Annotated in this window: 23 protein-coding genes; 13 read left to right on the top strand and 10 right to left on the bottom strand. The window is 50.5% G+C overall.

Features of this window, described 5'->3' with window-relative positions; translation table 11 throughout:
* The first annotated feature begins 6 nt into the window (after positions 1-6).
* The 6 genes from CX650_RS00490 (at position 7) to CX650_RS00465 (ending at position 6070) form a co-directional block, all read left to right on the top strand.
* Positions 7-1119 carry a PilT/PilU family type 4a pilus ATPase gene (locus tag CX650_RS00490; protein ID WP_039034904.1) on the top strand — a complete coding sequence of 371 codons (1113 nt, stop codon included), beginning with the start codon at positions 7-9 and terminating at the stop codon, positions 1117-1119.
* A gap of 124 nt (positions 1120-1243) precedes the next feature.
* A complete protein-coding gene (locus tag CX650_RS00485) occupies positions 1244-2353 on the top strand; it encodes a porin (protein ID WP_101094721.1) in 1110 nt (369 codons plus the stop codon).
* 39 nt (positions 2354-2392) lie between these two features.
* Positions 2393-2974, top strand: coding sequence for a glutathione peroxidase (locus CX650_RS00480; RefSeq protein WP_101094720.1), 582 nt, complete (start codon positions 2393-2395; stop codon positions 2972-2974).
* 34 nt (positions 2975-3008) lie between these two features.
* Entirely contained in the window at positions 3009-4022 is a 1014-nt protein-coding gene (gene hemH / locus CX650_RS00475; protein WP_100145767.1) for a ferrochelatase, read from the top strand.
* Positions 4023-4194: 172 nt separating this feature from the next.
* Positions 4195-4929, top strand: coding sequence for a tryptophan 2,3-dioxygenase family protein (locus CX650_RS00470; RefSeq protein ID WP_039034901.1), 735 nt, complete (start codon positions 4195-4197; stop codon positions 4927-4929).
* A 10-nt stretch (positions 4930-4939) separates the two neighbouring features.
* A complete protein-coding gene (locus CX650_RS00465; protein ID WP_101094719.1) occupies positions 4940-6070 on the top strand; it encodes an aminotransferase class V-fold PLP-dependent enzyme in 1131 nt (376 codons plus the stop codon).
* Between the two features lie 116 nt (positions 6071-6186).
* Here the strand turns inward: CX650_RS00465 and ruvX are convergent, their stop codons facing one another.
* From ruvX to CX650_RS00445, 4 genes are all read right to left on the bottom strand, one after another.
* Positions 6187-6606 (bottom strand): Holliday junction resolvase RuvX, encoded by a 420-nt coding sequence (gene ruvX, locus CX650_RS00460; protein WP_025009458.1) that lies wholly within the window; start codon positions 6604-6606, stop codon positions 6187-6189.
* Between the two features lie 13 nt (positions 6607-6619).
* Positions 6620-7180, bottom strand: a complete 561-nt coding sequence (locus CX650_RS00455; protein WP_039034899.1) for a YqgE/AlgH family protein — start codon at positions 7178-7180, stop codon at positions 6620-6622.
* 27 nt (positions 7181-7207) lie between these two features.
* Positions 7208-7537 carry a stress response translation initiation inhibitor YciH gene (gene yciH / locus CX650_RS00450; RefSeq protein WP_039034898.1) on the bottom strand — a complete coding sequence of 110 codons (330 nt, stop codon included), beginning with the start codon at positions 7535-7537 and terminating at the stop codon, positions 7208-7210.
* A 181-nt stretch (positions 7538-7718) separates the two neighbouring features.
* Complete coding sequence (locus tag CX650_RS00445) at positions 7719-8033, bottom strand: hypothetical protein (protein WP_052248172.1); 315 nt, start codon at positions 8031-8033, stop codon at positions 7719-7721.
* Between the two features lie 178 nt (positions 8034-8211).
* On the opposite strand from CX650_RS00445, the gene CX650_RS00440 reads away from it, so the two are divergent.
* The gene (locus CX650_RS00440) at positions 8212-8769 is read left to right on the top strand and encodes a DUF4136 domain-containing protein (RefSeq protein ID WP_101094718.1); all 558 of its coding nucleotides are present in this window, start codon (positions 8212-8214) and stop codon (positions 8767-8769) included.
* A 64-nt stretch (positions 8770-8833) separates the two neighbouring features.
* Here the strand turns inward: CX650_RS00440 and CX650_RS19960 are convergent, their stop codons facing one another.
* Positions 8834-8971: a hypothetical protein gene (locus tag CX650_RS19960; RefSeq protein WP_157822968.1), complete on the bottom strand. Its 138-nt coding sequence runs from the start codon at positions 8969-8971 to the stop codon at positions 8834-8836.
* A 575-nt stretch (positions 8972-9546) separates the two neighbouring features.
* On the opposite strand from CX650_RS19960, the gene CX650_RS00435 reads away from it, so the two are divergent.
* From CX650_RS00435 to tpx, 3 genes are all read left to right on the top strand, one after another.
* The gene (locus CX650_RS00435; RefSeq protein WP_101094717.1) at positions 9547-10122 is read left to right on the top strand and encodes an OmpA family protein; all 576 of its coding nucleotides are present in this window, start codon (positions 9547-9549) and stop codon (positions 10120-10122) included.
* Between the two features lie 30 nt (positions 10123-10152).
* A complete protein-coding gene (locus tag CX650_RS00430) occupies positions 10153-10977 on the top strand; it encodes a mechanosensitive ion channel family protein (protein WP_101094716.1) in 825 nt (274 codons plus the stop codon).
* Between the two features lie 164 nt (positions 10978-11141).
* Positions 11142-11678, top strand: coding sequence for a thiol peroxidase (tpx, locus tag CX650_RS00425; RefSeq protein ID WP_229800086.1), 537 nt, complete (start codon positions 11142-11144; stop codon positions 11676-11678).
* 45 nt (positions 11679-11723) lie between these two features.
* On the opposite strand, the gene nfo is transcribed toward tpx, so the two are convergent.
* Positions 11724-12578 (bottom strand): deoxyribonuclease IV, encoded by an 855-nt coding sequence (gene nfo / locus CX650_RS00420; RefSeq protein ID WP_101094715.1) that lies wholly within the window; start codon positions 12576-12578, stop codon positions 11724-11726.
* A 98-nt stretch (positions 12579-12676) separates the two neighbouring features.
* Between nfo and CX650_RS00415 the strand changes: the two genes are divergently transcribed.
* The 3 genes from CX650_RS00415 (at position 12677) to CX650_RS00405 (ending at position 16552) form a co-directional block, all read left to right on the top strand.
* A complete protein-coding gene (locus CX650_RS00415) occupies positions 12677-14686 on the top strand; it encodes a hybrid sensor histidine kinase/response regulator (protein WP_229800085.1) in 2010 nt (669 codons plus the stop codon).
* Positions 14674-15771 carry a response regulator transcription factor gene (locus tag CX650_RS00410; RefSeq protein ID WP_101094714.1) on the top strand — a complete coding sequence of 366 codons (1098 nt, stop codon included), beginning with the start codon at positions 14674-14676 and terminating at the stop codon, positions 15769-15771. Before CX650_RS00415 ends, CX650_RS00410 begins: the two co-directional genes overlap by 13 nt.
* 238 nt (positions 15772-16009) lie before the next feature.
* A complete protein-coding gene (locus CX650_RS00405; RefSeq protein ID WP_039034893.1) occupies positions 16010-16552 on the top strand; it encodes a hemerythrin domain-containing protein in 543 nt (180 codons plus the stop codon).
* Between the two features lie 88 nt (positions 16553-16640).
* Here CX650_RS00405 and CX650_RS00400 read toward each other — a convergent pair whose 3' ends face one another.
* The 4 genes from CX650_RS00400 to CX650_RS00385 form a co-directional block, all read right to left on the bottom strand.
* Positions 16641-16823 carry a DUF3545 family protein gene (locus tag CX650_RS00400; RefSeq protein ID WP_071477005.1) on the bottom strand — a complete coding sequence of 61 codons (183 nt, stop codon included), beginning with the start codon at positions 16821-16823 and terminating at the stop codon, positions 16641-16643.
* A gap of 189 nt (positions 16824-17012) precedes the next feature.
* A complete protein-coding gene (gene pgi, locus CX650_RS00395; protein WP_101094713.1) occupies positions 17013-18650 on the bottom strand; it encodes a glucose-6-phosphate isomerase in 1638 nt (545 codons plus the stop codon).
* Between the two features lie 38 nt (positions 18651-18688).
* Positions 18689-19642 carry a transaldolase gene (gene tal / locus CX650_RS00390; RefSeq protein WP_039034890.1) on the bottom strand — a complete coding sequence of 318 codons (954 nt, stop codon included), beginning with the start codon at positions 19640-19642 and terminating at the stop codon, positions 18689-18691.
* A 244-nt stretch (positions 19643-19886) separates the two neighbouring features.
* Positions 19887-20990, bottom strand: a complete 1104-nt coding sequence (locus CX650_RS00385; RefSeq protein WP_101094740.1) for an OmpA family protein — start codon at positions 20988-20990, stop codon at positions 19887-19889.
* Between the last annotated feature and the right edge of the window lie 279 nt (positions 20991-21269).

Genomic DNA, 21269 nt, shown 5'->3' with positions numbered 1-21269 from the left:
GTCCCCATGGACGTCAGACCTTTTCTCAAGGCTATGGTGGAGCGCAAGGCCTCGGATCTCTTTATTACCGCCGCCTTTCCTCCCAGTGCCAAGGTGGACGGTGAACTCAGACCCTTGGCGGAAAACGCCTTTACCCCGGCGCAGTCGCTGGAGTTTGTCGAATCTTTGATGACGCCGGAGCAGAAAAAAGAGTTTCACGAGACCCGTGAATGTAACTTTGCCGTGGGCGCCAAGGAGCTGGGGCGTTTCCGGGTCAGTGCCTTCTGGCAACGGGAGTCGGCGGGCTGCGTGATGCGGCGCATCGAAACCAAGATCCCTACTGTGGAGCAGCTGTATCTGCCGCCCATCCTCAAAGACTTGGTGATGAGCAAGCGTGGGTTGGTGATTATGGTAGGGGGAACAGGTACGGGTAAGTCCACCTCACTGGCGGCACTTATCGGTTACCGTAATGCCAATGCCAGGGGACACATACTTACTATCGAAGATCCGGTGGAATTTGTTCACCAACACGGCAAGAGCATTATCACCCAGCGGGAAGTGGGTATAGATACCGAGTCGTTTGATGCGGCGCTCAAGAGCTCATTGCGCCAGGCGCCGGACGTTATCCTTATCGGTGAGATCCGTACCCAGGAAACCATGGAGTTTGCCCTGTCGTTCGCTGAAACCGGCCACTTGTGTATGGCAACCCTGCACGCCAATAACGCCAACCAGGCGCTGGATCGCATCATGCACCTGGTGCCTGAGAGTAAGCACCAACAGCTCTTGTTTGACCTGTCGCTTAACTTGCGTGGTATTGTGGCCCAGCAGCTGGTACCCAAGGTGGACGGCAGCGGTCGGCGCGCCGCCATCGAAGTGCTGATTAACACTCCCAGGGTGGCCAGTCTTATTCAAAAGAACGAGCTGCACGTGCTTAAGGAGACCATGGCCAAGTCCAACGAGCAGGGGATGCAAACCTTCGATCAGGCGCTGTTCAAGCTCTACTGTGAAGGGGAGATCAGCTACGCCGATGCACTGCATCATGCTGATTCGCCAAACGACCTGCGACTCATGATTAAACTCCACAGCAATGACACCGGCAACTCAGGTTTCATGGAGGGAGTTACCCTGGATATGGATTAGTGGGAAAGCACTGCAAAAGGCGTCGGAATGACGCCTTTTTTGTTTGTATTGAGTGGATTGTTCGAAAAAGAGCTATCTTTTTGTTATTGTGTTGCGCCTGTTTTGTGAAAAGGATGGAAGGGGAATGCAATTGCAGCAAACCACTTTATTTTCAGCTTTGGGTCTGGCTCTGGCCGGTTGTTTCACTCTGCCGGCCACGGCCGTGCCGGTTTCCGACGAGCTGGATATCGGCGGGGCGGTACGAGTCAACTATGGCTGGAAAGACTATGATGACGATGCCAAGTTGGAGTTCGAGCTGTTTCGCGCCGATGTCAAATACGATAACGGAGAACTGTTCGCGTCGGCTCAGTACCGCTGGTATCAGGATCAGGATGTGATCCAGCATGCCTTCTTTGGCTATCGCTTTTCAGAAAACTCGGACATTCGCCTCGGGGTCACCCAGGTGCCTTTCGGTTTGCTGCCCTATGCGGCTCATTCATTCTGGTTCGGCGCGACTTATTATCTCGGCTTTGAAGACGACTATGATGCCGGTATTCACTGGCAGTACAACAAGGACGGCTGGCGCTACGATCTCGCCTTGTTTGCCAATGATGAATATGGCGACGGTAGCCGCTTCAAGCGCTATTCCTTCGATGTCGCCACCACAGAAAACGCCCCCTATGAAGAGGCAGGGCAGTTTAACGCCAGAGTCGAGCGCAGCCTGAAGTCCGGTGAGTTTGCCCATAAACTGGGCGCTTCTGTGCAATATAGCCGTTTGGACTACAAGCCAATGGCCGGCGCCGTTGCCGGTGAAGACACAGATGGCTTGGCAGTAGCAGCCCATTGGCAAATGGATTGGCACGCCTGGCAGACTCAGGTGCAGTATCTGCATTATGACTATGACATGCCCGGCGAGCGTTTGGCGCTGTCGGCCTTTGCCTACCCGTTTGAGATAGCGGCCGAGGCCGATGTGCTCACATTTAACCTTTCGCGCACCATAGATGTTGATTGGGGCCCTATCACTCAGCTCAACTGTTATAACGACTACAGCCAGGTATTTGCCTCGGGTACCGGGTTGGATGATTCGGTGCAGAATGTCACAGGTTGCGCCATCAGCGCCGGTAAGTTCTACTCCTACGTGGACTGGATCGCCGGTAAAAACATGTGGTTTGTCAACGGCCCCGGCATAGGTATTGCCGAAGGCGACAGCAGTTGGCATTCAAGGCTGAATATCAATGTTGGCTTCTACTTTTAACGGCTGAAGCTGGTAAGAATAAAAACAAATGGAGGTGTTATGGTGAAGGTGTTCAAGCCCCTGGCAAGATTGAATTTAACCGGGCCTGCATTGAAGAGGCTGGCTTTTACAGCATTGGCTTTAGCGCCCACGGCGGTTTTTGCCGGTCAGTGCCCCGATTACCTCAATATCAAGTTGAGAAAGCTCCATTCCCAGGAGTCTGTCGACCTATGTGAACTCACCCAAGGTAAACCTGTGCTTCTGGTCAATACCGCCAGCAATTGTGGTTTTACGCCTCAATTCAAGGCGCTTGAAGCCCTGCATAAGGACTACCGCGAGCGCGGGCTGGTGGTGATAGGTTTCCCATCCGATGACTTCTTCCAGGAAGAAAACCAAGAGAAAGATACCGCCAAGGTGTGCTACATCAACTATGGAGTGACCTTTACTATGGTGGCCACCTCTGCGGTTCGCGGCAGTGATGTGAACCCGGTATTTGCCTATCTGGGGCAGCAGGCCGGCGCGCCCAAGTGGAACTTCTATAAGTACCTGGTCAGTGGCGACGGTAAACAGGTGCAGAGCTTTAACTCCAGAGTCAAACCCGATAGTGATGAATTGATCAAAGCGATTGAATCTGTGCTTTAATATCTGACTTATTCGTTTTCTATCTGAGGTGATTTTGGCTAAGTTTATCGGTCTTGATAAAGACAAGGGCCACGCCGGGCGTGGTAAAACCGGGATATTGCTGTTGAATCTGGGGACGCCGGACGCACCGACACCCGCGGCGGTGCGGCGTTATCTGGCCGAATTTCTCTCCGATCCCAGGGTGGTGGAGATCCCCAAGGCGCTGTGGAAGCTTATTCTCCACGGCATTATTCTCAGGGTCAGGCCAGCCAAATCGGCGGCCCTTTACCGTGAGGTGTGGACTGATAAGGGCTCACCACTGATGGATATCAGTGAGCGCCAGACCCGGGCCTTGGCAGAAAAGCTCAAGGCCGAAGGTGTTGAAGCCGAAGTTGCCTTGGCGATGCGTTACGGCAACCCGGCGGTGGGCGATGTGCTCAAACGCCTGCACAACCAAGGGGTTGATAAACTGGTTGTACTGCCGCTCTATCCTCAATATGCCGGCCCTACCACGGGCTCTGCGTTTGATGCCATAGCCAAAGAGTTGACTCAATGGCGTTACCTGCCGTCGCTGCATTTTATCCATACCTACCACGATAATCCGCTGTTTATCGAGGCGCTGGCCGAGTCCATCGAAGCAGACTTTGCCCAACACGGCAAACCGCAGAAATTGGTGCTGTCGTACCATGGTATGCCGGAGCGGAATCTCAAGCTGGGCGACCCTTACTACTGCTTCTGTATCAAGACCTCAAGATTGTTGGCCGAGCGTCTTGGGCTGGCAGAGGATGATGTGATCAGCAGCTTCCAGTCCCGTTTCGGCAAGGCCAAATGGCTGGGCCCTTACACGGATGAAACCATGATGGCTCTGCCAAAGCAGGGGATCACAGATGTAGCCGTTGCCTGTCCGGCATTCAGCGCTGATTGCCTGGAAACTCTGGAGGAGATTGCCGGGCAGAACCGTGAGTTCTTCGAGCAGGCCGGTGGTAAGTCATTCCGCTATATAGCGGCGCTCAATGACAGACCGCGCCATATAGAAATGATGGCTGAGCTGGTTCGTCCCTATCTGTAAGCGCTCTTTCCCCCTATTCAGGGCTGCAATCCGGCAGCCCTGCCAACAATATTTGACACTACCTTTCTTTGCGGATCGCTTCGCTGCCCTTGTTGCCTGCCACGCTATGCCTTAGCTTGGCAAGTTGAATGTTAATTTATGGTTAACAATAGAAGAATAAGGATAAGGCATCATGGATCGCGAGCAGATATATGCCAGCATGGCCGGAGAGGGTCGACTGGATTATGAAAAGTACCTCAATACTCCCAAATTGCTCAGCTGTCAGAAGCCCTATGAGCAGCTGTGTAACGCCGATGAGCTGCAGTTTCAAATAGTGCATCAGTCGGAGGAGTTGTGGATGAAGCTCATCTGTTACACCCTGCTGGAGATTGATGAGCGTATGGCCGCAGGGGAGACCTTTAAGGTGTTGACCCTGTTTGCCCGGGTACATAAGGCGATGGGGTTTCTTATCGAGCAACTGAGTATTCTTGATACCATGTCCATCAAGGATTATCAGGCAATTCGGCTGCAGCTGGGCAACGGCAGCGGTCAGGAATCACCGGGATTCAGAACCCTGTTGCAGCTTTATAAGCCGCTGTGGCTCACCTTTGAGCGAGTCTATCTTGAGCAAAAGGGGCTGACGGTCGAGCAGATATACAACAGTGAATACCATCATGATGAAAGCTATATGGTGGCCGAGGCCATGATAGAGTACGACCAGCTGTTTCAGCACTTCCGTTACCACCACATCAAACTCATTCACAGAAGCATAGGCATAGACAGCATGTCGCTGAAGGGGCGCAGCACCGAAATCCTCAACTCAGGTATGAAGATGCAGTTTTTCCCTAAACTATGGCAAATTCGTGGTCAGATGACAGATATCTGGGGCGGTGTTTACGGTGTCAAACGCGACTCGATTGCCGACTGAGGAGCCTGGAATGTCGTTGAAATCGCGTTTTCATCTGCCCGAAGGGCACTATTTTTTGTCCCATTCTGTGGGCGCCATGCCAAAAGATTGCGAAGCTGCGGCCGGCGAGTTTCTCGGCGCCTGGAAGCATCAAGGCGGTGACGCCTGGCCTGTGTGGCTCGAGGGGGTTGAGCAGTTTTTGCAGCAACTTGCGGCTTTGACCCGAGTTCCCGCCAGTGGCTTTTGCCCGCAGCTGAATCTCTCTTCGGCTTTATCCAAGCTAGTCGGCGCCCTGCCGAATGCCAAGCCCGGTCAGCGGATCTTGGCCACCGAACTGGATTTCCCCTCCATGGGGTTTGTACTGCAACAGGCCGAGAAGAAGGGCTACCGCCTGCAGCTACTTGAGCCGCAAGCCGGGCTGGTGTCTTTGAGTCAGTGGCAACAGGCCTTGGGAGAGGATGTGGCGCTGGCCTTTATCACCCATGCCATTTCTGAAACCGGTCAGTTACAGTCAGTGAGTGAAATTTGCGCTCTGGCCCGAAGCTTAGGAGTAATGACTGTGGTGGATATTGCCCAGTCTCTTGGAGTCATACCGATAGATTTGGGGCAGTGGCAGGCTGATGCTGTCTTGGGTTCCTGCGTTAAATGGTGTTGCGCTGGCCCGGGGGCTGCCTTTTTATGGCTCAGCGATAGGTTGGCCCAGACGCTGGAGCCTGTGGATCTGGGATGGTTCTCCCATGAGGCGCCGTTTGAGTTTGATATCCATGATTTTCGCTATGCCAAGGGAGCAAAAAGGTTTTGGGGTGGTACGCCTTCCGTATTGCCTTACATGCTGGCGGCGGCGTCACTGCAGCAGCTGCGCGCTTTCGGCGATAGTCAAATCTATCAACACAATCAGCGCCTGGGGCAGGGGATCCTGGATTGTGCCTTGAGTCATGAACTTAAGGTGGTGACGCCCAATATCATCGGTGAGCGCAGTGGCACTGTGGTAGTCGATTTCGCCGATAGGCAGGCGGCGCAGCAAGTGTTCAATCGAGTGGGGATCAAGACGGACTTGCGCCCAAGGTTCGGTTTTCGCTTTTCGCCGCATATCTATACCGATGGTGAGGATATGGAGGCTTTGTTGCAGGGGCTCAGACAGTTGGCCGGCAAAAGGTCCTGATAGCTTTGGGGCAGGGTCTGGGGCCGGACAGATGAGACTCATTCCTGGGGAAGCAGAAATAAGATTGGGCCAGCTGCGGCTTAAATTCTCCGGGAGTCTTTAAGCCGCCTGAGATTTCAGTACTGGTTCTCGAAATAGCTTTCGATGATCAGCACAGCAGATACGGCATCGATCTGGCCCTTGGTCAGCGCCTTGAAGCCACCGAGTTCAAATAATCTGGCCTTGGCATCGGCCGTGGTCAGGCGCTCATCCTGAGTGGCCACCTTGACACCGAAACGCCCGGCAATACGGTTGGCAAACTTACGGGCTCTCTGGGTCATCTCCTGCTCCGTGCCATCCATATTGAGTGGCAGCCCCACCACCACCAGATCCGGCTGCCATTCTTCGATTAAAGCCGCTATCTGCTGCCAATCGGGAATACCATCCACTGCCTTGATGGATGTCAGTGGGCTGGCACTGCCGGTCAACTGCTGACCTATGGCTATGCCTATGCTCTTGGTGCCGAAATCGAAGCCCAGTACGGTTTTTGCAGTCATTTTGCCTCTGTAATCAAGCGTGTCCCATCTGGCTGGACATTTGCCAGATATCGAATCCCAGTGATTGGGTGGCCTTGAGCCAGCGATGCTCATGGGGAGTATTGAACAGTATCTCGGGTGTGGCGGGAATGGTCAGCCAGCTGTTTTCTGCCAGCTCCTGTTCCAGCTGGTGGCGGCTCCAACCCGCGTATCCCAGTGCCACCAGAAAATGCTCCGGCGCCTTTGAGGTGCCAAGGGAGGTCAGAATATCCCGTGAACTGGTCAGCATTATCTCGTCATTGATGGCAGTGCTGTTGGCCCAATAGGGTTGACTGCTGTGCAGTACAAAGCCCCGCTCCGGGTTGACCGGGCCGCCCACCAGTACACTGTTGTCTACTGATGGCTTGAGGGATACCTCTTCTGCCAACTCCATCTGCAGCAGCAACTCGTCAACTTCAATACCTATGGGGCGGTTGACCATGAGTCCCATGGCACCCTTGTTGTCATGCTCGCACACATAGATGAGTGAACGCTCGAAGAAGGTATCATCGAGCGAAGGCATGGCGATAAGAAAATGATTTTGCAAACTGTCCATCATACTGCTCCTGGTACTTGTTGCCTGTCAGCCGCCGGCCAGCTTCACCTTGTAGCCCAGCTTCTCCAGCAGGCCCTGGAGTTGCTCTCGATTGTCGGTTTGAATCTCGATGTCGAACGCTTTTACCGTGCCACCGCAACCGCATTGCTTCTTGAGTTTTTGCGCCAGTTCTTTCAGCGCCTTGGCATCCAGTCCCAGCCCTTTGATCACTGAAACACCTTTGCCTTTGCGGCCCTTGCTGTCTTTATGGATCCGCACTATACCATCGGATGCCGGGATGGCGGGTTCTTCCTTGGACTGGCTGATACGGCCTTTGTCGGTACTGTATACCAAACTGACATTAGGATCTGTTTTCATTGTCGATGCTGATCTATGGTTTATGGGCGCAGTCTAGCAGATTTAGTCTAAGCGCCCAATGGCTTGCTCCAAGCCGCTGAAATCAAAAAAAAGCCACCGTTAAGGTGGCTGGTAAAAAACTGAAATTGCGCAGGGAACAAGATCAGCAACCGGCTTGGACGCCGGCAATCACAAGAAGGTGTCAGGAAAGTAGTATTCCGCCCAGCACTGCCATCACAGATAAAAAGGCGCAGGGCAGCATCAGCATTCTAAGTTTGGGCAGTAGTAGTGTCAGTGTCGTCAGCACGAAGCCGAAAGCGGCCAGATCAAAAGGTGAAATCTGTTGCTCGACCAATCTGGCACCGAGCCAACCGAGAATGAGCAGCGGCAGGATAAGCAAACGCCTGGCTTGATTGATGCTGCCTATTCCGGCTAGTTGCTGGGTTTGTTGCAGCAGAGAGTTTCGAGTCAACAAAACGCCACTGGCAATAATAAAGAATGCGAGATACCAAAGCATGAGTCATCCAAGGATTAATCTACATGATAATCATTATCATTAAGTGTCATACTGAAGTCAAGCTGAATCGGTAAACTAAATTTTGTTAAATTCAGTTGTAGAGCAGAAGATTGAAATGTAAGCTGATTTCATGGGTTTTTGTGGCCATTTCCAGGCCTGGGTAAACGAGGAAATTTCGATGAAGTATCTGATAACAGCCGCATTGGCACTGATGTTAAGTGCTTGCAGTACACTGAATACTGGCTGGGATTATGACCCGGGTGTGAATTTCAGCCAGTACAAGAGTTATGCCTGGGTGGAAAAGCAATCCGAAGACACCAGCTATCATCTGGATGGGTTGATGGATCAGCGAGTGCGTGATGCCTTGGATCGGCAGTTGGCACAAAAGGGCTTGCAGATTGCTACCAAGGAAAACGCCGATATTCTGGTTAACTATCTGACCAAGGTAGACAAGAAAATCAATGTCGACACTTTCAACACCAACTATGGCTACAATCCATATTGGGGGCCAGGTTGGGGCTGGGGTGGCAATATGCAGACCCAAACCACAGTACGCGAATATGAAGTCGGTACCTTGATTGTGGATCTGGTCGACGCCAGGTCAGGCAAGCTCATCTGGCGTGGCTCGGTGGCTGATACCATTCGCGACAGCGATACTCCGCAAAAGCGAATTACCAAGGTTAACGAGGCGGTTGCCAGTGTGATGAGCAACTTCCCGCCCAAGGTGGAAAAATAACCTCTGAGTTCCACTAGGTCCATTTAGGAAATCCAGTATCGGAATAAAGCGGCGCAAAGCCGCTTTATTGTTTTTTAAGCCGTTCGCGCAGCAGTTGCCGCATTCTGACATTGACTCTGGATATCTGGCTGACCGATGACTGAAGTACATACACATTGGCCTGCCAGCCGTCTAGTTCAAAATCCAGTTTTACGGCCAGCAATTTCCCCCTTACACATTGCCTCTTGGACCAAGGGCAGTTCTGTGGACACAGTGACAGGCGTGAGTGTTTTCTTAAGTCTTATGCCATTGAGTGGAACTACTTGTACAACCCGGGGGTTTAAGCGGTTTTACGGCAATAACCGTGATGCGCGTGGTATTGGACTCAGGTTATTGCATACCCTTGGGGGAAGGCCGACTCATTTGGGTGACGGTTCCCGCTATTGCCTTGGCGCTGGAAACCAGTTTGTTCAACGCTTTTTTATCGAAGCCGGTATTCTGGGAGCTTCTTTTGCTACAACCTTTTGTTTAACGGGCTCTATTACTGCTTGTGGCTCAAGTCTATCGGCCCATCAAGGTGTTTTATAAAAAGGTAACTATATGCAGAAGATTTCAGCTGCTGTAGCAACTTACTACCGCAGATACTGGTTTATCTTGGCTAAAATTAAAGACGATTATACAATGTGTTAGCCGGTGACTTGTGACTTGGCGCACTAAAGCCAGGTAAACCGGCGGCGGATTGTGTTCTGCCTGGAACTCATCTATACAGATGAAGGATTGATAGTTAGGGAGGCCTGAGTGAACCGTTATTTGGGCTTGGCGGGGGGGATTCCTCTGCTGTTGCTGAGCAGCGTTGTGTTTGCCTGGGAAGATTCTGACGGTGACGGTGTCCCTGATGCAAAAGATGCCTGTCCCGATACCCCGACACAGGCACCCGTGAGCGCCAATGGTTGTGTCTTGGACAAAGCCCCCTCCCTGACGGATATCTGTTTACCTACAACGTCAGGTGACGTCTATCCCCAAAATTGCGGTACAGCCAAGCCAGTAAGGCTGTATTTCGACTTGGGTTCGGCGCAGATCCCCCTGGCTCAGTGGCCGCAACTTGCCAGAATGAAAGCATTTCTTCATCAATATAAGGTAAACTTGCATATTGAAGGACATGCCGACATCAGCGGTTCAGATGCCATAAATCAACCTTTGTCCGAAGCCAGGGCCGAAAGTGCCAAAATGGTGCTGATTGAGGATTATGGTTTTCCGGGGGCGCAATTCAGTACTCACGGATATGGCAGCAAGCAGCCTGCCGCCGATAATACCAGTGTCTCGGGTCGCAGCCTTAACCGCAGGGTTGAGTTTGTGGTCGATTTAAAAAAGTAAGTTAAATAAGGTTTTTAAGGGAGTATTTTAATGGAAAATCTCGAAGGGCTGTTCAAACAAGCGCCCGAGTTAATCGCGGCCTATGGCATCAAGATACTGCTTGCCATTGTCATTTTCTTTGTCGGTAAGTATTTGTCCAATGTGGCCAAGAAAGTCACGGCCAAAATGTTGGGCAAGCGCAAGATAGATCAGACAGTGGTTTCCTTTGTTGCCAATATGGCTTGGGCTGTGGTGTTTGTATTTACCGTTATCGCTACCTTGGGGCAGCTAGGTATTCAGACAGCCTCTCTGGTTGCGGTTCTCGGTGCTGCCGGTTTGGCCGTGGGCTTGGCACTGCAGGGCTCACTGTCCAACTTTGCCGCCGGTGTCTTGATGGTACTGTTCCGCCCTTGCCGTGTGGGTGACTATGTTGAAGCCGCAGGTGTTGCCGGTACTGTAGATGAAATCACCATCTTCTCTACCCGTCTGAAAACGCCGGATAACAAGGTCATCATAGTGCCTAACTCCACTATCATGAACGGTAGCATTACCAACTACTCTGCTATGGACAAGCGCCGTATCGATCTGGTGATCGGGGTTTCTTACGATGCTGATATCCGTCATACCAAGCAAATACTGACAAGCATTCTCGATAATCACGAGAAAGTGCTGAAAGAGCCTGGCTATACAGTGGGTCTGCACACTCTGGCTGACTCTTCGGTTAATTACGTGGTTCGCCCTTGGGTGAAGTCTGCGGATTACTGGAGTGTCTACTTCGAACTGATGGAGCAGATTAAACAGTCTCTGGACGAAAACGGTATTGGCATTCCATATCCTCAGATGGATCTGCATGTCAAAGAGCTGCCATCCAAGTAAGCTCTTAGAAGAAGACCGGCAGATGCCGGTCTTTTTGTACCTGTGTCCGGATAATGCGCTATATTAGCCAGGGTGAATTTAAAGCTGGAGCGAGAGAGAAAACTATGTTGCAACTGACAAAGTGGAGTGTTGTGTGTGCATTGACCTTGGCAAGTGCCACGACTATGGCGGCAGAAGGGAAAGTGGCCGCCGAGGTCAGAATGGGGGGCCAGAGTGTCACTCTGATGGGCAAATTGCCCGAGCTTAACCAGCTTGCTCCAGGGTTTAAGGTGGTGGATGACAAGTTTTCCCCGGTGACTTTAAGTGACTTCAAGGGTAAGACAGTACTTATCAGCGCAGTTCCCAGTCTGGATACCGGCGTCTGTGCCCTGCAGACCAAGAGGTTCAATAAAGAGTTCAGCAAGTTTGATGATTCAGTGGTCATGTTGACCGTCAGTGAAGACTTACCCTTTGCCCAAAAACGTTTCTGCAAGGTGGAGAATATCGATAAAATCAAGGTATTGTCAGACTCAGTCTGGCGCGACTTTGGTAATAAATATGGTCTGCTGATCCCTAACCGAGGCTTGCTGGCCAGAGCGATATTTATCATAGATGCCAATGGCCAGCTCAAATACCGTGAGTTGGTGAAGGATGTGTCTCACCATCCAGATTACGATGCGGCGCTCAAGGCCTTGAAAGAAATCAGCCAGGGACAAACATAAGGCTAAGCACGCCATGTGTTGCAGCCCTTTGGCGCTGGCTTGGGGTCAGCGGCTAAGGCTTTTCAGCCAGGCAATTTCTTCGGGCCAGATCTCCGGGCGTATGGTTTCCAATACCAAGGGGATCCCCTTGGTGGCGGGGTGGCCGAGAATATACTCGAAAGCGGTTTTGCCTATTTCGCCCATGCCCAAGGAGTCGTGGCGGTCGACCCGACTGCCGAGTCCCGTCTTGCTGTCGTTGAGGTGCATGCCCTTGAGGTATTGAAAGCCCACGATACGGCCAAAGGCGTCAAAGCTTTCCCGGCAGCTTTCCTGAGTACGAATGTCGTAACCTGCGGCAAACATATGGGCGGTATCCAGGCAAACGCCGACTCGGGATTTATCCTCAACCCCGTCTATGATCTGCGCCAGTTGTTCAAAGCTGTGTCCCAGGTTGGAGCCTTGTCCTGCGGTATTTTCGATGACGGCACAAACACCATCACAAGCTGTCAATGCGAGGTTGATTGAATCGCTGATGTTACGCAGACAGTGGTTCTCGCTTATCTGTCGCAAGTGGCTGCCGGGATGAAAGTTCAGCAAGGTTAATCCCAATTGTTTGCAGCGAAGCATCTCATCGACAAAGGCGTCGCGGGATTTTTCCAGCAGCAAGGGATCCGGATGTCCCAGGTTAATCAGATAGCTGTCGTGGGGCAGAATCGCCTCGGGTCTGAAGCCCAACTGTTGGCAGTTTTCCTGAAAGGCGGCGATGGAATGCTCGGTTAAAGCTGCTGCCTGCCAGCGTCGTTGATTCTTGGTAAACAGTGCAAAGGCACTGGCCCCTATCTTGTGGGCATTGAGCGGAGCATTTTCCACACCACCTTGGGCGCTGACATGGGCTCCAACCCATCTTTCCTGACTCGTCACCCAGGCCTCTCTATATATTTGGCAAGCTGGATAAGTCGCTAATATTGCAAACTTGTCTATGCTTGAATGACTGAAAAACAACGGAAAGGGACTTTAACGTGTTTTCCTCTGCGGCTCAAACCGAATTCCCTGGCGATTGGTCTCGACTGTTGATTGAACTGGCTAAATTGCAATTGGGTTTGACCCGGGGACAGGATGTATTGCCAGCCCTGTGTCAGACCCTGGTACATGCCTCAGGGGCAGAGGCTTTGTTGATGGTGGAACGCTCAGAATTGGGTGCCAATGATATGTCGGAATCAGTCACCTGCTGGTGTCGGGATCCGGTTATCTATCTGACACTTTGGAGCAGTGTTAATCAATGGGCTAAAGAAGCGAGCCAACAAGAGCTTCATCAATGGCAGAAGTTTACTGTCTGGCCCATCAAAAATTCAGAACTATTGTTGTTTTTCCATTCATCGGCTCCCGGTTGGTTTGAGTCTTTGGCTGCATGTCAGGCCAATATCGGCCCCTTGGTGGGGGCCATCTATCAATGTCAACTCAGCCGTAGTTCATCACAGTCGGCAGAGGATGAACTCTGCTTCAAGGCCGTTGTAGACGGTGCCGACAGTTTATTACTGCTATTTAGTCTCGAACCTGAGCGAGAACTTATCCTTTACGCCAACCCGGCGGCCACGGCTGTGACCTTATATGCCAACCGGGAGTTGGTTGGCGCCAATTTAACCGGCCTGTTGTTTGAAGGCGAAGAAAGTGACTCCTTCAAAGAGCAGTTGCGCTGCAAGGGCTGTTATAGCGGGGAGCTTTGGTGTCATAAAGGCGATGGCGGCAGGGAGTTATTACATCTCAACTGTTACTGTATTTCCCGAAGTCGGCGTATATACGCCGTAATAGGTCGCGATTACAGCGAGCAGCATCAGTTGCAACAGGCCGTGGCCAGAACCCAGAAGATGCAGGCCATAGGGGAGCTGGTCGGCGGCATAGCCCACGACTTCAACAATATTCTCGGGGTATTGAAGGGCAACCTGGAGTTAATGCAGCTTAAAGTCTCTGATCCCAAAGCTGAAAAATACCTCAATACCGCCTTTAAGGCCTGCCAGCGAGGCACAGATTTGACCCGCAGACTGTTGTCGTTTTCGCGCCAGGAACAGTTCAATGCCGAGCCTTGCCAGGTCAATGAGGTGATTGAAGGTTTGCAGGAGTTGTTTGCCAAGTCCTTGACCAGTCAAATAACCTTGAGTATTGAGCTGGCACCGGATAACAAGCCTGTGATGCTCGACAAAGGCGATCTGGAAGACGCCTTATTGAATCTGCTGCTCAATGGCCGCGATGCCATGGAGGGCAAGGGAGAGCTCAAGATCCGTACCGGCAGTTGCTACTTGAGTGGTTATCTGCCCGGGATCGCCATAGGCAAGACCCGGGTGGAGCCCGGGCATTATGTATGGATCAGTGTGATTGATGGTGGCAGTGGTATTCCAAAAGCCTTTCAGGACAAGGTATTCGACCCATTTTTTACCACCAAGGACAAGAGTAAGGGCACAGGTCTTGGACTGGCTATGGTGTACGGTTTTGTTAAACGTTCCAAGGGTTATATCGCCATCCTGAATACGGGGTCGAGTGGCACTGAGTTCAGATTATGGTTTCCGCAGAGTCGAAAACTGACCCTTGAACCTCAGCTTGGCTCCTACACAAGTGAAGTGCCCAGGGTGCGGCGGCCTTTGAAGGCAATCGTAGTGGATGATGAGCCGGAGATGTTGGCGGTGATGGCTGACTATTGCGATTTACTGGGGATTGAAGTGGAGTTGTTCCACGACCCCATCACAGTGTTGCAACGTTACGAGCAGCAGCGTTGTGATGCCGAGCTCCTTATCACAGATGTGTTGATGCCTGGTGGTATCAACGGCTATGAACTGGCACAAAAACTCAATGTTAAACACTCTCTGCTGGTGTTGCTGATCTCCGGCTTTATCCAGAACATAGGTATTTCCAGCGCCGATGAGATGCCGTTTCCGGTACTGCATAAACCCTTTGATCTGACAGGACTGACTCTGGCACTCAAGCAGGTGGGAATTAGGTTTGCTGATGACAGTAAGGGAGATTTATGGACAATTTAACTGTCTGGGTGGTGGATGATGATCTTGATTATCTGGCTTTGATAGAGGAAGTCTTGCAGGATGACTACTCAGTCCAAGTTTTCGACTCGGCAGCTGCTTATTTGTCGGCGTTGGAGTCGGCGACACCTGAAATCATCCTGATGGATATCAATCTACCGGATTCCAGCGGTGTGGACCTCTGTGCTCACTTGCAATCACAGGGGCGGGAGGCGTCAGTGGTATTTGTTTCCGGTATGAATACCCTTAATGAGCGTCTTAAAGCCTATGAGGCCGGGGCGGTGGATTTCATCGCCAAACCCTTTGAGCTGAAAGAGCTGTTGGCCAAGGTTCGCAGTGTGGCGCAATATCAGCAGCGCAAACAGTCTCTGATGCAGGCTGAGTCCATGTCAAGAAACATGGCGTTTCAGTCCATGAGTGAATCGTCCCAATATGGCTGTGTGTTGCAGTTCTTCCGCCAGTGTTTTCTTTGCAGCAACTACCGTGCTCTTGCCGATGCTTTTTTTGAACTGATGAGTCAGCTCAACCTCAATACCTGTCTGAAAATACGCACAGACAGCGCCGAGTATTTTGTGCCGGACAACACCCAGATAAGCCCGATAGAAGCCAATATTTTCGAGCTTTTGGACAAACAGGGACGCCTATATGACTTTGGTAATCGAACCATGTGCAACGACAAGCATGTGTCATTCTTGATCAAGAATATGCCGGTCGAGGATGAGGTGTTGTACGGCCGACTCAGGGACGTGATTGCCGTTGTGGTCGAAGGATTGGAGGCCAGGGTATTGGATATAGAGCGCCAACAGATGCTGCGTCGGGTGATGGATAGGTTGCACCTGTTGATGAAACAACTGGGTGATTCCATGCAGCAACAGGATCAACGCTTTTGCGATACCTTATCTGGGATCACTACTGAAATTCGCAGCAGCTTTCATGTGCTGGACATGACAGAAGAGCAGGAGAGTTACTTTACCTCAATGGTCGAGCGGCACCTGCGTGAAGCCAGCTCTGCCGGTGAGGCATTTAATCGTATCCGCAGTTCTCTCAAAGGAATGTTGGCGATGATGGAGGAAAGTCTGCGGGGTTGATATGCTTGCTAAAGCTTGGATAAGAGCCAATAACAGTATGGCCGGATAGCCTCACTGGACAAACAGTGGTTAGAGAATAGGTGTTGTATTTATCGCTAATTTATGAATTGTTGATTTAGAAGGTTATTTTCCTTGATCTTTATCATGTCCCAGGAAAACATCTATGGTTAGTATTGAGTAATCTTTGGCCTGTTTACTACTATTACCTAGAAAGGCCCGACTTAAGATGGAGTGCCCTATGCTGCAAAGATTGATGAATGACCATAAGCATATTGCCATATTGCTGAAGTTGCTAAAGGGGAAATACCAGAAGCTGGCCGAAGGTGAGCATGTCAATTTTAATCTGGTACGGGATGTTGTTGAGTACATGCAGGGCTATGCTGAACATAGCCATCATCCGCTAGAAGATATCATTTACGACTACTTTCTTATCAAGGAAAGCCGTACCGAGCCGACCAGGCGCCTTGAACAGGAACATCAAAAGCTGATTGATGCCTCATCAACCTTGATGGCGACCCTTAACCTTATTCTCAACGATGTCGTCGTGGCCAAGGAAAAATTGGTTACTGAATTAAAAGAGTATGTGGATTTGCAAGAGAAGCACATGCTATACGAGGAGCGGGAAATTTTTCCTCTGCTTGCCAAGAGCTTGCAGGATGAGGACTGGCAGAAGATCCAAAGTATGTGTGAATTGAAGTTGATAGAGGATCCTTTGTTCAGCAGCGATGATAACCAGTTGTTTGATGAGTTGAGAAACTACATTCATACTGCCGATAGATAATTTTGGTAGTGTTTAGAAATCCGTGTCACACTCGTCAGCGATTAACAAAAAAGAGCGCCAAGCGCTCTTTTTTTAATGTCTCTCATATTCAGAGGAGGCTGTCGATATCATAATTAAAACTGCTGTCTATCTCCTGTAACTCCTTCAGCAGGCGATGTTTGTCTTTCAGTGCTTCAATCTCTCGCCATTTGCGCTTCTTGCTGGAGCTTCGAGAGCGGCTTGGTCTTTCAACGACTTCATCTAGCGCACTACCATAATCCAAACGATCCATGGCAACCTCCTTTGTTGTATGTTTTATCAACACTTAAATATCATACTTGGCAAACAGGGTGCAAGAATAATGTTTCTATTTTGTTAAAGTTGGATGATGCTTTGATGAAGGTGTATAGACAAGATGGCGGGCAAAAAAATACCAGCCAGTGGAGTTGGCTGGTATTTATTGATTTTTAAGCTGAAAAGGCTATATTTTAGCTTTTCTAAAGAGGTTGATCAGAGCATTGCTGGAAGCATCCAGATCCTGACTATCTTGTTCTGCACCAATACGCGACAGCACTTCATTTCCCAGCGTTTTACCCAGCTCAACTCCCCATTGATCGAATGAGTTGATATCCCAGATAGCACCCTGAACCAAGGTTCTGTGCTCGTAGAGAGCAATCAAGGCGCCCAGGGTAAGTGGGGTCAACTTGTCCATCAACAGGGTATTGCTCGGCTTGTTACCTTCCATAACCTTATGTTTGGCAATAAGCTGTTTCTCAGCTTCTGAGAGTGGGCTGTCGGCCAGTTCGGCCAAGGCTTCATCAAAGGTTCGTCCCTGCATCAGCGCCTGGGTCTGACCAAAACAGTTGGATGCCAGCTGAGCGTGATGCTCACCGATAGGATTATGGCTTTGCAGCGGCAGAATAAAGTCAGCCGGGATCAATGCCGTACCTTGGTGCAACAGCTGGTGGTAGGCGTGTTGGCCATTGGTGCCTTCTCCGCCCCAAATAACCGGCCCTGTGCTGTAATCCACCGAATCGCCGTCCAGAGTGACGGACTTGCCGTTACTCTCCATATCCAGCTGTTGGAAATAAGCCGGAAGCCCTCTGAGGTAGTGATCATAGGTCAACACCACGTGGGACTGGGCATTGAAGAAATTGTTGTACCATACAGAGAGCAGACCCATGATCACCGGCATATTCTGCTCAAGAGGTCTGGATGCGAAATGTACATCCATTGCTCTGGCGCCGGCCAACAATGCCTTGAAGTTATCCATGCCTATCAGGGCGGCTATGGGCAAACCTATGGCCGACCAGAGAGAATAGCGTCCGCCAACCCAATCCCACATTGGGAAGATGTTGTCTTCATCTATGCCAAACGCCGTTGCCTTGGCAACATTGGAGGTAATGGCCGCAAAGTGCTTGCTTATATCCTGCTGTGAACCGCCTTTGGCCAGGAACCATTCTTTGGCGCTGAGGGTGTTGGTCAGGGTTTCCTGGGTGCCAAAAGACTTTGACGACATCAGGAACAGGGTGGTTTCAGGATCCAGCTCCTTCAGTTTTTCAGTGATGGCTGTGCCATCGACATTGGCGACGAAGTGGCATTGGAGTTTACCGTTCCAATAGGGACGCAGAGCCTCGGAGATAATCTTGGGGCCGAGGAAGGAACCGCCAATTCCGATGGAGATAAGATCTGTGATTTTCTTGCCGGTATAGCCGCGCCACTGACCTGAATAGAGCGACTCGACAAAAGTCTCCATTTGAGCCAGGGTTTGCTGAATTTCAGGGACCACATTGACGCCATCGACACGAATATCTGCATCGGCCGGAGCTCTCAGGGCTGTGTGCAACACAGCACGTCGCTCTGTGGTATTGATTGCTTCACCGGCAAACATAGCTGCTATTTTTTGTTCAAGTCCGGCTTCTTGGGCGAGCTTGAGTAACTCCTGCAGAACGGCCTCAGTGAGGCGGTTCTTGGAGTAATCCAACAGCAGTCCACAATCTTTAATCGACAGTTGATCAAAGCGCTGCGGGTTTTCGGCAAAGAGTTCACGCATGTGAGGCAGATCTGCACTCATCGCCTTGAGAGTCTGCCAGGTAGCAGATTGAGTCAAATGTGTCATGAGTAGTCCCTGATCTTCAGTTTCAAAACAATCCTTGATTAGCTCAGTTTAGCCTTGAGCATGGTCTCGAGTTTGCCCTGATCTATAGCAAAATTACGGATACCTTCGGCCAGTTTTTCCACTGCCATGGGGTCTTCGTTGAACTCCCAGCGGAACTCTGCCTCGGTCAATGGCTTGGGTGGCTCTTGGGTTTCAGTAGCCGGTTGCAGCTTGGTTACTATCTGGATGTCTGAGTTGGCCAGCTCTTCGAGCAAAGATGGGCCTATAGTCAGACGATCACAGCCGGCTAGCTCAATGATTTCACCTGTGTTACGGAAACTGGCGCCCATAACCACTGTCTTATAACCATGCTGTTTGTAATAGTTGTAAATCTGGGTTACTGAGATTACGCCAGGATCTTCACTGGCGCTATAATCCTTGCCGGTATTTTTCTTATACCAGTCGAGAATGCGGCCGACAAAAGGTGAGATCAGGTAAACTCCTGCTTCTGCGCAGGCTCGGGCCTGGGAGAAGCTAAACAAGAGTGTCAGGTTGCAGTTGATACCCTTTTGTTCCAGTTCCTTGGCGGCGCTGATACCTTCCCAAGTGGAAGCCAGTTTGATCAGAATGCGAGACTTGTCGATACCGGCCGCTTCATAGAGTTTTACCAGCTTGTTGGCCTTGGCGATTGAGCCGGCTTTATCGAATGACAGGCGAGCATCTACTTCGGTTGAAATCCGTCCCGGTACCAGCTTGAGAATTTCCACCCCTATGTTGACCGCCAACTTATCTGCGGCGTCTTCCAGTTGTTGCTGTGGATCCTGGCTCTGAGCTTTAGCCCAGGAAATTGCATCATCGATCAGCGGTGCATATTCCGGGATTTGCGAGGCTTTGAGGATCAGCGATGGGTTGGTGGTGGCATCCTGTGGATGATAGAGTTTGATCGCCTCAATGTCACCGGTATCAGCAACTATGGTTGTAACGGATTTGAGTTGCGTGAGTGTGTTTGCCATGAAAAACATCCTTCTCAGATTGCGGCCGTTTACGCGGAAATTGCATGACGCTATTAAAAGCGATTTTGCCTCTGTTTCCAACCAGGATTGAAAAAAAATTACAAAAATGGTGAGAAATTGTCAATGAAGGCCGTTGTCGGTTAAAGGAAGTGTACTCCCATAGCCGAGGGAATTCTAATGACAAAAAAGAGTGAAAATAAAAAAGTCGCTGCAGGGCAGCGACTTTTTCAGAAGAAGTTCAGTTTTACTTCAGCAGAGCTTCTTTTTCTTTAAAGCTCAGGAGAGCTTCGATACGGCGGTTAACCTTGTTGGCTTCAGCAGAAGAACCCTGCATCAGCGGCTGGCTTTCACCGTAGCCCTTGGCGTTGATACGGCTGGCATCGATGCCATATTGTTCAACCAGTACTTTGGCAACGGCGTCGGCACGCTTCTGAGACAGCCACTGGTTGTAATCGGCTTTACCAGGCAGAGAGGCGTGGCCGGCGATTTCCAGATCAGCTTTAGGGTACTTGCTCATAAAGTCAGCAACTTTCTGGATTTCAGCCATAGAGTCGGCTTTCAGTACAGATGAGTTGTTATCGAACTCAGCTTTAACTTCCAATGTTTCCAGTTTTTCAACATAGATAGTGCAACCGTTGGCATCTACCTTGTGGTTGGCTGGTGTGTTTGGACACTGATCCATATCGTCGTTGACACCGTCGTTATCGCTGTCAACTGGTTCTACGACCACAGGAGCGACTACAGGAGCTGGTTTTGAAGTGCTGCCGAAACGGTAGCTCAGTTCAAGACCCCAGTAGTTGCTTTCCATCGCCAGAGTGTTCCACTTTTCTTCGTCGAGGTTTTCATAACGACGATACTTGGCGGCCAGTTTCAGGTTCTCTGTGATGTTGTAACCGATACCAGCACCGAAGTAAGGCGCAACACCGCTATCGCTGTAGTACTCGCTACCCCATTGTCTGTTATTGGAAATGTGGTAGTTCATGGCACCAGCTTCAGCAGACAGGCTCCACTTATCAGCGAAAGGCCAGAAAGCCACTAGGCCCAGAGTGGCGCCCTTGACACCTACGTCGTTGAGTTTATTGCTGTAGTCGGTCCATTCGGCACGACCTAAATCGCGGTAACCCAGTTCTACACCGAAGTAATCGTTGAACAGGTAACCTGCAAATACGTCCCAAGCATATGGATCGTCTTCACCACAGGTTTTCATGGTTTTCTGATCACAGTTAGGTTCGTAGTTGTTTACACCGAGGCCAGCACCGACATACCATGGGCTGAGCTCGTCTGCTGCAGATGCTGCAAAAGGCATCATAGATGCAAGCAACAATACTTTAAATGTCTTATTCATCATGTTCTCCAAGTCCATTGCTATTTAATTACCCATATGTCCCGTATAGGAAACACGACTAGCACTTAATGTGGGGTTCCGTTTAGTGTTTTAGCTAGCTGGCTCAATTATCCATTGAAATACAGCAATTTTCCACTTTTCAAGCGATAATTTTATTGTTCATTATTTGTACCGCCTGGTTTTTTAACAATTGAAACTAAAGAAAAAGCGCCTGTTAGAAGGCGCTTTTTTATTTTTGCAAAACAATTTCTTAACTAAAATTTTTGCTTTTTGTTTAGCTAA

Source organism: Shewanella indica (assembly GCF_002836975.1).
Taxonomy (GTDB): Bacteria; Pseudomonadota; Gammaproteobacteria; order Enterobacterales; family Shewanellaceae; genus Shewanella; species Shewanella indica.
Note: the sequence above shows the minus strand (reverse complement) of the source record. Positions and strands in the feature narration are given on the sequence as shown.

Excerpts from the sequence above, each read along its gene's own strand:
- CX650_RS00405 (WP_039034893.1), top strand. The coding sequence starts at position 16,010 with ATGCTGCAAAGATTGATGAATGACCATAAGCATATTGCCATATTGCTG.
- CX650_RS00385 (WP_101094740.1), bottom strand. The coding sequence starts at position 20,990 with ATGATGAATAAGACATTTAAAGTATTGTTGCTTGCATCTATGATGCCT.
- CX650_RS00470 (WP_039034901.1), top strand. The coding sequence starts at position 4,195 with ATGGATCGCGAGCAGATATATGCCAGCATGGCCGGAGAGGGTCGACTG.
- CX650_RS00400 (WP_071477005.1), bottom strand. The coding sequence starts at position 16,823 with ATGGATCGTTTGGATTATGGTAGTGCGCTAGATGAAGTCGTTGAAAGA.
- tpx (WP_229800086.1), top strand. The coding sequence starts at position 11,142 with ATGGCGGCAGAAGGGAAAGTGGCCGCCGAGGTCAGAATGGGGGGCCAG.
- CX650_RS00440 (WP_101094718.1), top strand. The coding sequence starts at position 8,212 with ATGAAGTATCTGATAACAGCCGCATTGGCACTGATGTTAAGTGCTTGC.
- CX650_RS00465 (WP_101094719.1), top strand. The coding sequence starts at position 4,940 with ATGTCGTTGAAATCGCGTTTTCATCTGCCCGAAGGGCACTATTTTTTG.
- CX650_RS00455 (WP_039034899.1), bottom strand. The coding sequence starts at position 7,180 with ATGGACAGTTTGCAAAATCATTTTCTTATCGCCATGCCTTCGCTCGAT.
- yciH (WP_039034898.1), bottom strand. The coding sequence starts at position 7,537 with ATGAAAACAGATCCTAATGTCAGTTTGGTATACAGTACCGACAAAGGC.
- CX650_RS00485 (WP_101094721.1), top strand. The coding sequence starts at position 1,244 with ATGCAATTGCAGCAAACCACTTTATTTTCAGCTTTGGGTCTGGCTCTG.
- CX650_RS00445 (WP_052248172.1), bottom strand. The coding sequence starts at position 8,033 with ATGCTTTGGTATCTCGCATTCTTTATTATTGCCAGTGGCGTTTTGTTG.
- CX650_RS00410 (WP_101094714.1), top strand. The coding sequence starts at position 14,674 with ATGGACAATTTAACTGTCTGGGTGGTGGATGATGATCTTGATTATCTG.
- pgi (WP_101094713.1), bottom strand. The coding sequence starts at position 18,650 with ATGACACATTTGACTCAATCTGCTACCTGGCAGACTCTCAAGGCGATG.
- CX650_RS00430 (WP_101094716.1), top strand. The coding sequence starts at position 10,153 with ATGGAAAATCTCGAAGGGCTGTTCAAACAAGCGCCCGAGTTAATCGCG.
- ruvX (WP_025009458.1), bottom strand. The coding sequence starts at position 6,606 with ATGACTGCAAAAACCGTACTGGGCTTCGATTTCGGCACCAAGAGCATA.
- CX650_RS00490 (WP_039034904.1), top strand. The coding sequence starts at position 7 with ATGGACGTCAGACCTTTTCTCAAGGCTATGGTGGAGCGCAAGGCCTCG.
- tal (WP_039034890.1), bottom strand. The coding sequence starts at position 19,642 with ATGGCAAACACACTCACGCAACTCAAATCCGTTACAACCATAGTTGCT.
- CX650_RS00480 (WP_101094720.1), top strand. The coding sequence starts at position 2,393 with ATGGTGAAGGTGTTCAAGCCCCTGGCAAGATTGAATTTAACCGGGCCT.